We start from the raw sequence: 12,850 nt of genomic DNA, 5'->3' as shown, positions 1-12,850 counted from the left end.
CACCTGCAGCACCTTGATCTGCTGCTCGGGCGTCAACACGCTGGGGGTCTTGTCCAATGGCATAGCTGCACATGATGCACCACGCCCCCACCCCTGGCGTCCGTGCTTGCGCAGCCACACCAGCACCGTCGAGCGGCCCTGAATTCCGTAGCGCTCTTGTGCCTGCTTGTACGTCAGCTCGCCTTTTTCCACCTGCTCGACAACGCCCAACTTAAAAGCCAGCGTGTAGTCTCGCTGGCTGCGCCGAACTCTCGATTCCATCACTGTTGCCCTTTCCTTCACGAAAAGGTGTCAACACCTGGCAGGACGGGTCAGACGTGAAAAAAAAGCTGCGCCAATCCAGGAATGCCAGCGCCATGGACGGCGCCTTGGTGGCCGCCCACTTCAAGCAGAATTTCATAGCCATCCACCCCTACATGGACGGCAACGGGCGTGTGAGCCGGCTTCTGGCCGAGCGCATCCTCCAGGAGTTCGATCTGCCCGCCCCCGATTGGAGCAAAGCGAACTTCGATCTGAATCTCAGCGTGGAAGATGCAGCACAGCTGATACTGCAGCACATGCCACTGGCAGGCACGGGCAACACGCCGCACAAAAGTGCGGTGGTGCCGTCTATCCCCTCCTGACCGTGCATCTCGCCCGAGATGAAACGACACCCCCTGGGGCGCTTCGCGCCTTCCTTCTCTCTCGCCTCGCTGCGCGATGCGGGAGGAGGACGCCGCCAGCGCGGCGGGGCGGCCCTTGCGCGGCGGCCACGGGCCTGGGCCGCGCCGGTTTCATGCGTCGCGGGTGGCGCGCGGCGCAGTGGATCACTGATACGGATGGGCCACCAACCGCCCATGCCATTGGATCGCCCCGCTATCCGGCGGAAATCCAAGCCGCACGAAACCGTTGTTCCGGCTGACGCCGATCTCAGCCGAACAGCCCCTTGTACTGCTCGCGCAGCAGGTTCTTCTGCACCTTGCCCATGGTGTTGCGCGGGAGCTCGCTCTCCACGAAGCAGCGCTTGGGGATCTTGAAGTTGGCCAGTTGCGCCTTCAGCGCCGCGATGACGGCCTCGCCATCGACGCGCGCGCCCGGCCGGGGGATCACCACGGCCACGCCCACCTCGCCGAAATCCGGGTGCGGCACGCCGACCAGCGCGCTCTCGGCCACGCCGGGCAGCTCGTTGATGCTGTCCTCGATCTCGGCCGGATAGACGTTGTAGCCGCCGCTGATGATGAGGTCCTTGCTGCGGCCCACGATGGCCACGTAGCCGCGCTCGTCGATGCGGCCCACGTCGCCGGTCTTGAACCACCGGCCGCCGTGCGCGTCCGCGCTGAATTCCTCCTTCGTCTTCTCGGGCATGCGCCAGTAGCCCTGGAACACGTTCGGGCCCTGCACCTGGATGTTGCCGATCTCGCCCGTGGCGACGGGCCGGTCCGCGTCGTCCACCACGCGCAGGCCCACGCCCGGCAGCGGGAAGCCCACGGTGCCGCCGCGCCGCTCGTGCTGGCCGCCGTGGCGCGCATCGGCCGCGTAGGGGTTGGAGGTGAGCATGATGGTTTCGCTCATGCCGTAGCGCTCCAGGATGGTGTGGCCGGTGCGCTCCTGCCACGCCTTGAAGGTCTCGATGAGCAGCGGCGCCGATCCGGCGATGAAGAGGCGCATGCGCGACGTGCTCTCGCGGTCCAGCGCGGGCTCGGCCAGCAGCCGCACGTAGAGCGTGGGCACGCCCATGAACACCGTGGCGCGCGGCATGGCGGCGATGACGGCCTTGGGATCGAACCTGGAGAACCAGATCATCTTGCTGCCGTTGACGAGCGCGCCGTGGATGGCCACGAAGAGGCCGTGCACGTGGAAGATGGGCAGCGCGTGGATGAGCACGTCGCCGGGCTTCCAGCCCCAGTAGTCCTTGAGCACCAGCGCGTTGGACAGCAGGTTGCCGTGGGTGAGCATGGCGCCCTTGCTGCGCCCCGTGGTGCCGCTGGTGTAGAGGATGGCGGCGAGGTCGTCGGCCGCGCGCGCCACGGGCGTGTGCTCGCCGGCATGGTGCGCCGCGCGCTCCAGCAGGCTGCCGGTGCGGTCTTCGCCCAGCGTGAACACGTGCGCCGTGCCGGCCGTGAACGCGAGCTTGGAGACCCAGCCGAAATTGGCGGGCGTGCACACCACCACGGCGGGCTCGGCGTTGCCGATGAAGTATTCGATCTCGGCGCTCTGGTAGGCGGTGTTGAGCGGCAGGAAAACGAAGCCCGCGCGCAGCGTGGCGAGGTAGAGCAGCAGCGCCTCGACCGACTTCTCGACCTGCACGGCGATGCGGCTGCCCTCGGGCAGGTCCAGCGACGCGAGCAGGTTGGCGATGCGCGCGCTCGCCTGCTCCAGGTCGCCCCAGGTGTAGAGCAGCGGCGAGCCGTCCGGCGCGGCCGCCTCGACGGCGATGGCGTCCAGGTCGTGCGGGAAGGCGGCGCGCAGGGCGCAGTACAGGTTGCCGGAATCCGGGGCGGCGCGGGACGGGGAAGCGGGGGAAGAGGAAAGCATGGCGTGCGGAAGAAGAGGAAGGAAAGAGTCTGGCGATGGCCGGATGGGCCGTAAAGAATGACGGGTTGTACCGCAGGGCGTGGGCGGGGGCGCCGGATCAGAAGCGTGGCGGCCGCTTCTCCAGGAAGGCGGCGATGCCCTCGCGGTGCTCAGCGCTGTCGGCATAGGCGTAGGGGTCGCGCTCCGGCGGCATGCCGTTTGCTATATTTTCAATAGCACACTCCGTAGTATTTGCGGCGACGTGGAGGCTGAAAGATGCCGAATCGATGCCCCGGACCGCCTTCCATGCGCGCAGGGTCTGCTTGTTGAGCCGGGCCGCCTGGGGCGCGAGGGCGGCGATGCGCGCGGCGCTGGCGCCGGCCTCCGCGGCCAGGCGGTCGCCAGGCACGGCGCGCGCCAGGAAGCCCTGCGCCACGAGCACGTCGGCGCCGAGGGTGGCGGCCTCCAGCAGCATCCGCCGCGCCAGGGACTCGCCCACGGCGTCCGTGACCAGCGCGGCCTCGCGCGGGGCCATCGGAAAGCCCAGCCGCGCGATGGGCGCGCCGAACCGCGCCGAATCGGCCGCGATGCGCACGTCGCAGCAGGCCGCGATCTCCAGCCCCGCGCCCATGCAGGCGCCCCGGATGGCCGCCACGACGGGCACGTCGCAGGCGAGCATGGCCGAGAGGCCGCCCCACACGTCGTTCTCGTGGAAGTCGCGCAGGCTGGCGGGGTCGAAGCGAAAGCCCGGGTATTCGGAGATGTCGCCGCCCGCGCAGAAGGCCTCGCCGTCGCCCTCGATGAGCACGCAGCGCGCGCCGGCGCTCGCATGGATGCGCCCGAACACCTCGCGCAGCTGCCGCCACATCGCGCGCGTCATGGCATTGAGCCGCCCGGAATGCCGCAGCGTGACGCGCACGATCCCGCCGCCCTCCTCCGCGCCCTCCGGCCACACCACCCCGATCTCACCACCCGCCATGCATCGTCCTTCCGAAAACAACATCCCATCATCCCCCACACGCCGCCATGCCACTGCATGCACGAAACCGCCACGCGCTGCCCCGACCGATGGCCGCGGAGCAGGCCAAGCCAGCAGACGCCGTGGAGCCGGCTCCGCCGGGCCACCGGCGTCGTCCCCCTTGAGGGGGAAGGCGCCGAAAGCGACTCAGGGGGTCAGTCGAGCTTTGCGCCAGAGGCCTTCACCACCTGCGCCCAGCGCTTCACCTCCGCGCCCACCATGGCGGCGAACTGCGCCTGGGTGAGGCCGCCGTAGTCGGCGCCGTTGCGGGCCCAGATGCCCTTGATGTCCTCGGCCGCGCCGATGCGGCGCACCTCCTCCACCATGCGCGCCTGCAGGTCGGCCGGCGTGCCTTTGGGCGCCCAGAGGCCGTACCAGGTGGTGACCGTGTAGTCGGGCAAGCCCACCTCGGCCGCGCAGGGCACGTCGGGGAAGGCCGGGTTGCGCTGCGAGCCCGACACCATCAGCGCCTTGAGCCGCCCGCCCTTGATGTGCGCGGCCGAGGAGCCCAGGCCGTCGAACATCATGTCCACGTTGCCGCCGATGAGGTCCTGCAGCGCCGGCCCCGCGCCCCGGTAGGGGATGTGCGTGATGAAGGTGTTGGTCTGCAGCTTGAACAGCTCGCCCGCGAGGTGGTGCGAGGTGCCCGCGCCCGCCGAGGCGTAGTTGAGCTTGGCCGGGTTGCGGCGCACGTGGTCCAGGAACGGCGGGAAGGCGGTGAACTGCACGGTGCGCGGGTTCACCACCAGCACCTGGGGCACGTTGGCCAGCAGCGCGAGCGGGATGAAATCGCGCTCGATGTCGTAGTCCAGGCGCGGGTACATCGAGGGCGCGATCACGTGGTGCGTGCCGCCCATGAAGAGCGTGTAGCCGTCGGGCACGGCCTTGGCCGCGAAGCTCGCGCCCACGGTGCCGCCCGCGCCGCCGCGGTTGTCGATCACGAGCGTCTTGCCCGTGGACTTGGCGAACTGCGCCGCGAACGGCCGCGCGAACGCATCGGTGCCCCCGCCGGCCGGGAACGGCACCACCAGCGTCACGGGCTTGGCGGGCCAGGGGTCGCTGGCGAAGGCGCGGCCGGCGGCGAGCGCGAGGCCGGAGGCGGCGGCGCCGCGCAGCACGGCGCGCCGGTGCAGCGCCACGGCGGGCGCCCGGGAAGGGTTCACTGGCATCGGTCTTGTCTCCTGTCGTCGTTGTGGTTGCGATCTCCGTGGGCAGGCGGCGTCTGGCCGCGCGCCCCGCGCGCCGTGCCGCTCACTCCCGGCACAGGCTCTCGATGTCGCCCGACACCGGCACGCGGCCCTGGGCCAGCAGGCCCCGGTGCTTGTCGATGCGTTTCAGGTCGTAGAGGTAGTTCACCATGAGGCCGAACGACTGCTTCTGCCCCTTCGCGGAAGGATCGCCGGCCCAGTTGAGCCGCTCCACGCGCGCGCCGTTGCCCAAATGGAAGCGCGCCACCGCGTCCACGGGCTTGCCGTCGTGCAGCTCGCGGCCCAGGTAGTGGGCGGCGCACTGCAGCAGCCACTGGCGCAGCGGCGACTTCGGGGGCAGCTCCAGCGCCGTGTCGGCGGCGGCCAGCACGTGCGCGGCCTGCGGCGGCTCGAAGCCCACGGCGCGGCCCAGCTCGGCCCGGCGCTTCTCGTCCAGGGCGTCGAGCATGCCCGCGCAGTGCTTGCCCAGCCATGCGCGGAAACCCGGAACCGGCGAGAGCGTGGCGAAGGTGCGCAGGCGCGGGAACTCGGCCGAGAGCGTCTCCACCACGTGCTTGATGAGCGAGTCGCCGAAGCTCACGCCGCGCAGGCCCGTCTGCGTGTTGCTGATCGAGTAGAAGATCGCCGTGTTGGCGCGCGCGATGTCCACGGCCTCCGCGTGCTCGTCCAGCAGCGGCGTGATGCTGGCGGAGATCTCGTCCACCAGGGCCACCTCCACGAAGATCAGCGGCTCGCCGGGCAGGCGCGGGTGGAAGAAGCCATAGCAGCGGCGGTCGCTGTCCAGGCGGTTCTTCAGGTCGGCCCAGCTGCGGATGTCGTGCACGGCCTCGTACTTGATGAGCTTTTCGAGCAGCGAGGCGGGCGAGTCCCACGACAGGCGCTGCAGCTCCAGGAAGGCCACGTCGAACCAGGTGGAGAAGAGGTGCTCCAGCTCGGCGTCGAGCGGCAGCAGGCGCTTGTCGCCCTTGAGCTGCGGCAGCAGCTCCGCGCGCAGGTCCACCAGGAAGCGCATGCCCTGCGGGAACACGGCGAAGCGCTGCAGCAGCCGCGTGCGCGGCGAGACGAGGGCTCGGCGCAGGTGCACCTCGGCATGCGCCGCCTCGGCCGTGCCGGCGGCGGCCTCGTAGCGCTTCTGGGCCGACTTGAAGCGCGTGGCGTCGGGCGCGAACTGCTCGCACAGCAGCAGCCACATGTCGCGGCGCTCCTCCGGCGGCGCCCCGGCATACCAGGCGGCCACGGCCTCGGCGCGGCGGCCGCCCTCGACCTCGCTCACCTGGGGCGCGGCCACCTCCTGCAGGTCGGCCAGCAGGCGGCGCAGCGCGCGCGGCGACAGCGCCTCCTGGCCCTTGCGCAGCGTGGCGGCCAGCCGCTCGTGGGTGGAGCGCGGCGCGGGCGGCCTGGGCGCGGCGGGCTTGCCGGCGGCGCCCGGGGCCTCGGGGTTCTGGCTGCTTTCGGGGCGCAGGCACGAGACGCTGCGCGAGATCCATTCGGAAGCGGCATTCATGGGGCGATCCTGGTGTGTCGATGGCGGGCGATGTCGCGCAACGCCACGCGCTGCGCGAGGAGATGGGAGCGCATGGCCTGCTCGGCGGCCTCGGCGTCGCCGCGCTGCAGGGCGGCGAACACCGCGAGGTGCTCGGCCAGGCTCTGCGGCAGGCGGCCCGGCGCGTGCAGCTGCTGCAGCCGCGCCAGGCGCAGGATCTTGCGCAGATCGCCGATCACCTGGGCCAGCCAGCGGTTATCGGCCAGCACGATGAAGGCTTCGTGGATGGCGTGATTGGCCGCGTAGTAGTCGGCGATGCGGCCGGCCGCCGCGTGCTCGCGCAGGCGCTGGTGCAGCACCTCCAGCGCGGCCACGTCGGCCTGCCCGGCGCGCACGGTGGCCTCGTGGGCGGCGCGGCCCTCCAGCAAGGCGATCACGGGAAAGATCTCGTCGAGGTCGCGCTCGGTCACCTCGGCCACGAAGCAGCCCCGGCGCGGCTCGTGGCGCAGCAGGCCCTCGGCCGCCAGCACCTTGAGCGCCTCGCGCAGCGGCGTGCGCGAGATGGCGAGCCGCTCGCACAGCGCCGTCTCGTCGAGAAAGGCGCCCGGCGCGAGCTCGCCGGCGAAGATCTGCTCGCGCAGGCGCTCGGCCACGTTGTCGTGCAGCGAAGAGGTGGGAACGCGCATGGGGGAAAGCCTGCCTTTCCTGGAACCGGCGGGGGCATCGATCACCGATGACCGGGCCCTCGCATAATTTTCCGTAATTATGAGCACCCGCAACGGCAGGCCGGGCGTAGGGCTTCCACCGAGATCCCCACCCGCCGGGACCGCCCCGCCCGCGGGCTGCTGACTCCGCCCGCCGCCGGAGACCCGGGATGCTCCCGCCAGGCACGCGGGGCATCCGCTTCAGGCGCCACCGGCCTCGTCGCCCTTCGTTTTCATCGACGGCGCTGCGCAACCCGGCCCGTTTTCCGCAAGCCGGAAACCGACGATCCCCCTCGGATATTTCCACGTCAGAGAGAGGGTTTCCATGTCAGGCATCCACAGAATGGCGGCGAACAGCCCCACCCTTCCCGCTTCGATGAATGGGCCGTCCAGGCCGCCGGAGCCCGCGGCTCACCACTGGCCCCCGTCGCTATCCTGGGCGGACAGCCACGCCCCGTCGAGCCGCCGGACGGACACGGGATACGTGGCAAGGGCAGACCGCCCGGCCCTTCCGAATGGCGATGGGCGGCCGGTTGACGACATCCTGTGCAGCATGGCGCGCCTGCGGGCGTCATCGATGACGTCCTCCGTGTGCTGGGGCCGATCCTTTCGATAGCGAACGCAGCGGGGGCCGACCGCCCCTTCCAGTGCGCAAGGCAATCGATCTGTAGGCCCAGGGCGGTCGGGCGGCCACCGCCGCGCAGGCTCAGCGCGACAGCACCGGCGCCGGCGGCTGGCGGCGCGCCCAGGCCCAGAGCAGCGCCCCCCCCACGATCATCGGCACGCACAGCCACTGGCCCATGCTCATGCCCAGCGACAGGATGCCCAGGAACGCATCCGGCTCGCGGAAATACTCGGCAATGAAGCGGAACACGCCGTAGCCCACGAGGAAGGCCGCGGCCACCTCGCCCTGCCGCCGCTCGCGCCGCGCGTACAGCCACAGCAGCACGAAGAGCAGCAGCCCCTCCATCAGGAACTGGTAGATCTGCGACGGGTGGCGCGGCAGCATCGAGCCGCTTTGCGGGAAGACCATGCCCCAGGGCAGGTCGGGGCTGGAAAAGCGCCCCCACAGCTCGCCGTTGATGAAATTGCCCACGCGGCCGGCCGCCAGCCCCGTGGGCACGCACGGGGCCACGAAATCGGCCACCTGCAGCCACGGCCGGCGGCGCGAACGCGCGAACCACACCATGGACAGGATCACGCCCAGCAGGCCGCCGTGGAAGCTCATGCCGCCCTGCCAGATGTAGAAGATCTCCAGCGGGTTCGACAGGTAGTAGTCCGGCTTGTAGAACAGGCAGTAGCCCAGGCGCCCGCCCGCGACCACGCCCGCCACGCCGAGGAACAGGATGTCCTCCACGTCCCGCCGGCTCCAGGCCTGCGCGCCGGAGAGCGAGGCGAACGGCTCGTGCCGCAGCCGGCGCACGCCCAGGAACATGAAGAGGCCGAAGGCGGCCAGGTAGGTGAGGCCGTACCAGTGGATGGAGAGCGGCCCGAGTTGCAGGGCGACGGGATCGATGTGCGGGTACATGAGCATGGTGGCGGGTATTGTGCCCGCCGTGCATGTCAGGCCCGGCGCCCCGCGCCCTTGTCACAAAAACCCGGAATCCGTCCAGGAGACCGGGGCGGCCGCCATGCCGCAACGGCATAATTGATAACGGTTCTCATTATTCTTGCGGACCGCCCTCCCCCCTCCTCCTCCTCGCCCGCATCCCGTGCACACCCTCTACCAGGACCACCATCCCTGGCTGCAAAGCTTTTTGCGCAAGCGCCTGGGCAACCGCGACGACGCGGCCGATCTGGCGCACGACACCTTCGTGCGGGTGCTGCGCTCGGCCGTGCCGCTGGAAGACCTCCGCGAGCCGCAGAGCTACCTGGCCACCGTGGCCCGGGGGCTGGTGGCCGACTTCTTCCGCCGCCGCACGCTGGAGCAGGCCTACCTGGACTACCTCGCCGCCCTGCCCGAGGAGCTGGCCCCCTCGCCCGAGGAGCATGCCCAGATCCAGCAGGCGCTGTGGTCGCTGGACCGCGCGCTGCACGGCCTGCCGCCCAAGGTGCGCGCGGCCTTCGTGCTGGCCCATTTCGAAGAGCTGACCTACCCCGAGATCGCCGCGCGCCTGGGCGTCTCGCTGCGCACGGTGAGCAACTACCTCACCCGGGCCCTGGAACACTGCTGCCTGGCGATCGGGTGAGCGACCTCCCCCCGGACGACCCCGACCGCCGCGCCCTGCGCGAGGCCGCCGCATGGCACACCCGCCTGCGCGGCGATGCCCGGCCCGCCGACCAGCAGGCCTGGCAGCGCTGGCATGCCGCCCACCCGGCGCACCAGCAGGCCTGGCAGCGGGTGCAGGCCGTGAGCGCCCAACTGGCGCTCATCCCGGCGCCGCTCGGGCGGCAGGCCCTGGGCGCCCCCACCACCGACGCCTCGCGGCGCGCGCTGCTGCGCAACGCGGGAGCGGCGCTGGGCGTGGGCGCCGCCGCCTGGGTGGGCTGGTCCGCCCTGCCCTGGCGCGCCTGGCAGGCCACGCACCGCACGGCGCTGGGCGAGCGGCGCGGGCTGCAGTTGCCCGACGGCTCCGACCTGGCGCTGGACACGGCCACCGCCGTGGACGTGGCCTTCGATGCCGACGCCCGCCTGCTGCGCCTGCACGCCGGCCGCATCCTGGTGGCCACGCGGCCGGACGCGCAGGGCCGCCCGTTCCGCGTGCAAACGCCGCAGGGCGAGGTGCTGGCCCTGGGAACGCGCTTTGCCGTGCAGAGCGAAGGCGACGCGACGCGCGTGGCCGTGCAGGAAAAAGCCGTGCGACTGCGGCCCGCCCACGGCGCCCCGCGCGAGTTGCGGGCGGGCGAGCAGGCCGCATTCACCGCCGACGCGGTGGCGCCCGCCGAGCCGGCCGAGCTGTCGGCCTCCAGCTGGCGCGACGGCGGGCTGATCGCACTGGACATGCCCCTTGGCCGGATGGTCGAGGAGCTGGGCCGCTACCGGCCCGGCCTGCTGCTGTGCGCGCCGGACATCGCCCACCTGCGCGTGTCCGGCGCCTTTCCGCTGGACGACACCGACCGCGCCCTGGCCGCGCTGGCCGCGGGCTTTCCCGTGCAGGTGCGCTACCGCACGCGCTACTGGGTGCGCGTGGAGCCGGCCTGAGCACGGCACCTTCTTTTTGATTGCTACTTAAAAGATAGCAAACTATTCAACATTCACGGCGACATGGAGCCTGAAACGCTCCCGATCGACCGCTGGAATGCAAAAAAAGTGCGGCGCGGCTTGCAGGTTCCGCCCGCCCCGTCCGGCTTACCGGGTGAAGTCCCGCGCCACCGCCGCTCCTGTTTCCGTTGCCCTCCCGCTCCCGCTCCCGCTTCCCCATGCCGCCCGCCCGCCGCCACCGCACCACCCCCGCGCCCCGCCCGCTGGCGCGGGCCGGCCGTGCCGCGCTGCTGTGCGCCGCCGCGCTGGGCGGTCTGCTGCCGGGCGCACCCGCCGCCCAGGCCCCATCCCAGACGGCAGCCGAGCGGATGTTCTCCATCCCCGCCGGCCCGCTGGCGCAGGTGGTGGCCCGCTACGCCCATGCCGCGGGCGTGGCGCTCTCGTTCCACGCCGCGCCCCTCGCCGGGCGGCACTCGCCCGGCCTGCAGGGCCGCTGGGGCGTGGAGGCCGGGTTCGCCCGGCTGCTGGAAGGCTCCGGCCTGCAGGCGGCGCGCGGCGCGGGCGGCATCTACACGCTGCGCGCCCTGGCGCCGGCCCGGGGCGCGGCGGCCACGCTCTCCACCGTCACCGTGAGCGCGCCCGCCGCCGGCGCGGCCGTCACCACCGAGCATTCGGCGTCCTATGCCGGCGGCGCGGTCACGCTGTTCCCGGGCGCTGCGTCGGCGCGCGGCATCCCCCAGCCCGTCACCGTGGTCACGCGCCGGCTCATGGACGACCGGGCCCTGCGCGACCTGCACGACGTGCTGCAGCAGACGCCCGGCATCGCCGTGGACTACACCGACAGCGAGCGCGTGACCTACTGGTCGCGCGGCCACCAGATCGACACGCTGCAGGTGGATGGACTGCCCCTGGGCCAGAACGCGCCCGCCTCCCTCTTCATCCAGCCCGACACCGCGGTGCTCGACCGCGTGGAGATCCTGCGCGGTGCCGCCGGCCTGCTGCGCGGCGCGGGCAGCCCGTCGGCCACGGTCAACCTGGCGCGCAAGCGCCCGACCCCGGACTTCCAGGCCTCCGCCGCCCTGTCGCTGGGCTCGTGGAACCGCCGCCGCCTGGAGGCCGACCTCTCCGGCCCGCTCGGCGCCACCAGCGCACTGCGCGGCCGCCTCGTCGCCGTGGCGGACGACAAGGACTTCTTCCAGGCCGCGCGCTCGGAATCGCGCCGGGTGCTCTACGGCGCGATCGAGGCCGACCTGGCCCCGGGCACCACCCTCGCGGCCAGCCTGCAGCACACCGCGCTGGACGCCACCGGCGCCTGGGGCGGCCTGCCCGCCCACACCGACGGCACGCCGCTGAACCTGCCGCGCGGCACCTACCTGGGCACCGACTGGAACCAGTGGGACCGCCACAACCAGCAGGCCTTCGCCGAACTCTCGCACCGCTGGGGCAACGGCTGGAGCGCCCGGCTCGGCGCCGCGCACACGCGCCTGCGCACCGACGGGTTCAGGCAGACCTCGTTCTCCAGCGCCAGCGCCACCAACCCCTACCTCGTCAACGTCAGCACCTCCCTCTACGGCGCCGATGCGGGCACGCAGAACGCCCTGGGCCTCGCGGCCAGCGGCCCCGTCCAGCTGTTCGGGCGACGGCACGCATTGACGGTGGGCGCCGATGCCCTGCGGATGCGGACCACCGGCCCCTCCGGCCATTGGGGCGTGGGCCCGCTGAACGGCATCGACCTGCGCGACTGGGACCCTTACCGCAGCTACCCGGAGCCCGCCTACGCGCCCGGCAACGGCACGGCCTTCACCGCCGACGCCTCGCTCACCCGGCAGCAGGGGGCCCACGCCACGGCCCGCCTGTCGCTGGCCGATCCGCTCACCGCCACCCTCGGCGCCCGCGTGGGCTGGTGGCGCCACGAGGTGCCCGCCAACCCCGCCGGCAGCTATGGCGTGGACCGCGAAGTCACGCCCTATGCCGGCCTGGTCTATGACCTCTCGGACCGCGTGAGCGCCTACGCCAGCTACAGCGAGATCTTCACGCCGCAAAACTACCGCGCCGCCAGCGGCGGCGTCATCGCCCCCCTGCGCGGCGAGGACTTCGAGGCCGGGCTGAAGGGCGAATTCCTCGGCGGGCGGCTGAGCGCCTCGCTGTCGGTGTTCCGCATCCACCACGTGGGCCAGGCGGAGCTGGACACCGCCGCCGCTTCCTCCTCCTGCGTGCCCGCCTCCGCCACCAGCGCCTGCTACCGGGCCGGCGGCAAGAGCCGCAGCGAGGGCTGGGAGCTGGAAGTAGCGGGCGAGCCCGGCCCCGGCTGGCAGGTCATGGCCGGCTACACCTACACCCGCACCCGCCAGTTGCGCGACGCCGTGGACGCCACCGCCGGCCAGCCCCTGCGCAGCGTGGACCCGCGCCACGCCCTGCGCCTCTTCGCCAGCCACCGGCTGGGCGGCGGCCTGCGCGGCTGGACCGTGGGCGGCGGTGCCCGCGTCCAGAGCGATGCCTACGCCACCGTGGGCAGCGTGACCGCGCGCCAGGGCGGCTACGCGCTCTTCGACGCCCTGCTGGCCTACCGCATCGACCGCACCTACACCGTGCAGCTCAACGTGAACAACCTCTCGGACAAGACCTACTACAGCAAGTTCTCGCCCAACAGCACCTATTTCAACAACTACTACGGCGACCCGCGCAACGTGACGCTTTCGCTGCGCGCCGATTTCTGAGGCGCGCGCCGGCTCCCCGGCGCCGCCGCCCTCCCGCCCGGCCCCGCCGGACCACGGCCCCCGCGGCCTTCTCCCTTTTCTCTCT

Annotated in this window: 11 protein-coding genes and 1 pseudogene; 4 read left to right on the top strand and 8 right to left on the bottom strand. The window is 72.0% G+C overall.

From position 1 onward, the window contains the following. Positions 1–261: pseudogene (locus tag AX018_RS25615) on the bottom strand (IS3 family transposase); the annotation flags it as partial. Positions 262–317: 56 nt separating this feature from the next. Here AX018_RS25615 and AX018_RS05140 point away from each other — a divergent pair. Continuing rightward, positions 318–623, top strand: a complete 306-nt coding sequence (locus tag AX018_RS05140) for a Fic family protein (RefSeq protein ID WP_146749220.1) — start codon at positions 318–320, stop codon at positions 621–623. 286 nt (positions 624–909) lie between these two features. On the opposite strand, the gene AX018_RS05130 is transcribed toward AX018_RS05140, so the two are convergent. From AX018_RS05130 to lgt, 7 genes are all read right to left on the bottom strand, one after another. Further along, positions 910–2,514: a malonate--CoA ligase gene (locus tag AX018_RS05130; RefSeq protein ID WP_111876224.1), complete on the bottom strand. Its 1,605-nt coding sequence runs from the start codon at positions 2,512–2,514 to the stop codon at positions 910–912. A gap of 97 nt (positions 2,515–2,611) precedes the next feature. Continuing rightward, positions 2,612–3,472, bottom strand: a complete 861-nt coding sequence (locus AX018_RS05125) for an enoyl-CoA hydratase/isomerase family protein (protein ID WP_111876223.1) — start codon at positions 3,470–3,472, stop codon at positions 2,612–2,614. 194 nt (positions 3,473–3,666) lie between these two features. Continuing rightward, entirely contained in the window at positions 3,667–4,680 is a 1,014-nt protein-coding gene (locus AX018_RS05120) for a Bug family tripartite tricarboxylate transporter substrate binding protein (RefSeq protein WP_111876222.1), read from the bottom strand. An 82-nt stretch (positions 4,681–4,762) separates the two neighbouring features. Further along, the gene (locus tag AX018_RS05115) at positions 4,763–6,223 is read right to left on the bottom strand and encodes a malonyl-CoA decarboxylase (protein ID WP_111876221.1); all 1,461 of its coding nucleotides are present in this window, start codon (positions 6,221–6,223) and stop codon (positions 4,763–4,765) included. Continuing rightward, positions 6,220–6,888, bottom strand: a complete 669-nt coding sequence (locus AX018_RS05110) for a GntR family transcriptional regulator (RefSeq protein WP_111876220.1) — start codon at positions 6,886–6,888, stop codon at positions 6,220–6,222. The genes AX018_RS05115 and AX018_RS05110 overlap by 4 nt, the downstream gene beginning before the upstream one ends. 219 nt (positions 6,889–7,107) lie before the next feature. Beyond that, complete coding sequence (locus AX018_RS25890; protein WP_281269534.1) at positions 7,108–7,233, bottom strand: hypothetical protein; 126 nt, start codon at positions 7,231–7,233, stop codon at positions 7,108–7,110. Between the two features lie 379 nt (positions 7,234–7,612). Then, positions 7,613–8,440, bottom strand: coding sequence for a prolipoprotein diacylglyceryl transferase (lgt, locus tag AX018_RS05105; protein WP_111876219.1), 828 nt, complete (start codon positions 8,438–8,440; stop codon positions 7,613–7,615). Positions 8,441–8,618: 178 nt separating this feature from the next. Between lgt and AX018_RS05100 the strand changes: the two genes are divergently transcribed. From AX018_RS05100 to AX018_RS05090, 3 genes are all read left to right on the top strand, one after another. Next, a complete protein-coding gene (locus tag AX018_RS05100; protein ID WP_111876218.1) occupies positions 8,619–9,095 on the top strand; it encodes a sigma-70 family RNA polymerase sigma factor in 477 nt (158 codons plus the stop codon). Beyond that, positions 9,092–10,048 carry a FecR domain-containing protein gene (locus AX018_RS05095; RefSeq protein ID WP_111876217.1) on the top strand — a complete coding sequence of 319 codons (957 nt, stop codon included), beginning with the start codon at positions 9,092–9,094 and terminating at the stop codon, positions 10,046–10,048. The genes AX018_RS05100 and AX018_RS05095 overlap by 4 nt, the downstream gene beginning before the upstream one ends. A gap of 218 nt (positions 10,049–10,266) precedes the next feature. Beyond that, positions 10,267–12,765 (top strand): TonB-dependent siderophore receptor, encoded by a 2,499-nt coding sequence (locus AX018_RS05090; protein ID WP_111876216.1) that lies wholly within the window; start codon positions 10,267–10,269, stop codon positions 12,763–12,765. The last annotated feature ends 85 nt before the right edge of the window (positions 12,766–12,850 follow it).

Origin of the sequence: Paracidovorax anthurii (assembly GCF_003269065.1) — a bacterium.
GTDB classification, from domain to species: Bacteria; Pseudomonadota; Gammaproteobacteria; order Burkholderiales; family Burkholderiaceae_C; genus Paracidovorax; species Paracidovorax anthurii.
This window is presented reverse-complemented; position numbering and strand designations above follow the sequence as displayed.

Excerpts from the sequence above, each read along its gene's own strand:
- AX018_RS05130 (WP_111876224.1), bottom strand. The coding sequence starts at position 2,514 with ATGCTTTCCTCTTCCCCCGCTTCCCCGTCCCGCGCCGCCCCGGATTCC.
- AX018_RS05125 (WP_111876223.1), bottom strand. The coding sequence starts at position 3,472 with ATGGCGGGTGGTGAGATCGGGGTGGTGTGGCCGGAGGGCGCGGAGGAG.
- AX018_RS05120 (WP_111876222.1), bottom strand. The coding sequence starts at position 4,680 with ATGCCAGTGAACCCTTCCCGGGCGCCCGCCGTGGCGCTGCACCGGCGC.
- AX018_RS05115 (WP_111876221.1), bottom strand. The coding sequence starts at position 6,223 with ATGAATGCCGCTTCCGAATGGATCTCGCGCAGCGTCTCGTGCCTGCGC.
- AX018_RS05110 (WP_111876220.1), bottom strand. The coding sequence starts at position 6,888 with ATGCGCGTTCCCACCTCTTCGCTGCACGACAACGTGGCCGAGCGCCTG.
- AX018_RS25890 (WP_281269534.1), bottom strand. The coding sequence starts at position 7,233 with ATGGAAACCCTCTCTCTGACGTGGAAATATCCGAGGGGGATCGTCGGT.
- lgt (WP_111876219.1), bottom strand. The coding sequence starts at position 8,440 with ATGCTCATGTACCCGCACATCGATCCCGTCGCCCTGCAACTCGGGCCG.
- AX018_RS05090 (WP_111876216.1), top strand. The coding sequence starts at position 10,267 with ATGCCGCCCGCCCGCCGCCACCGCACCACCCCCGCGCCCCGCCCGCTG.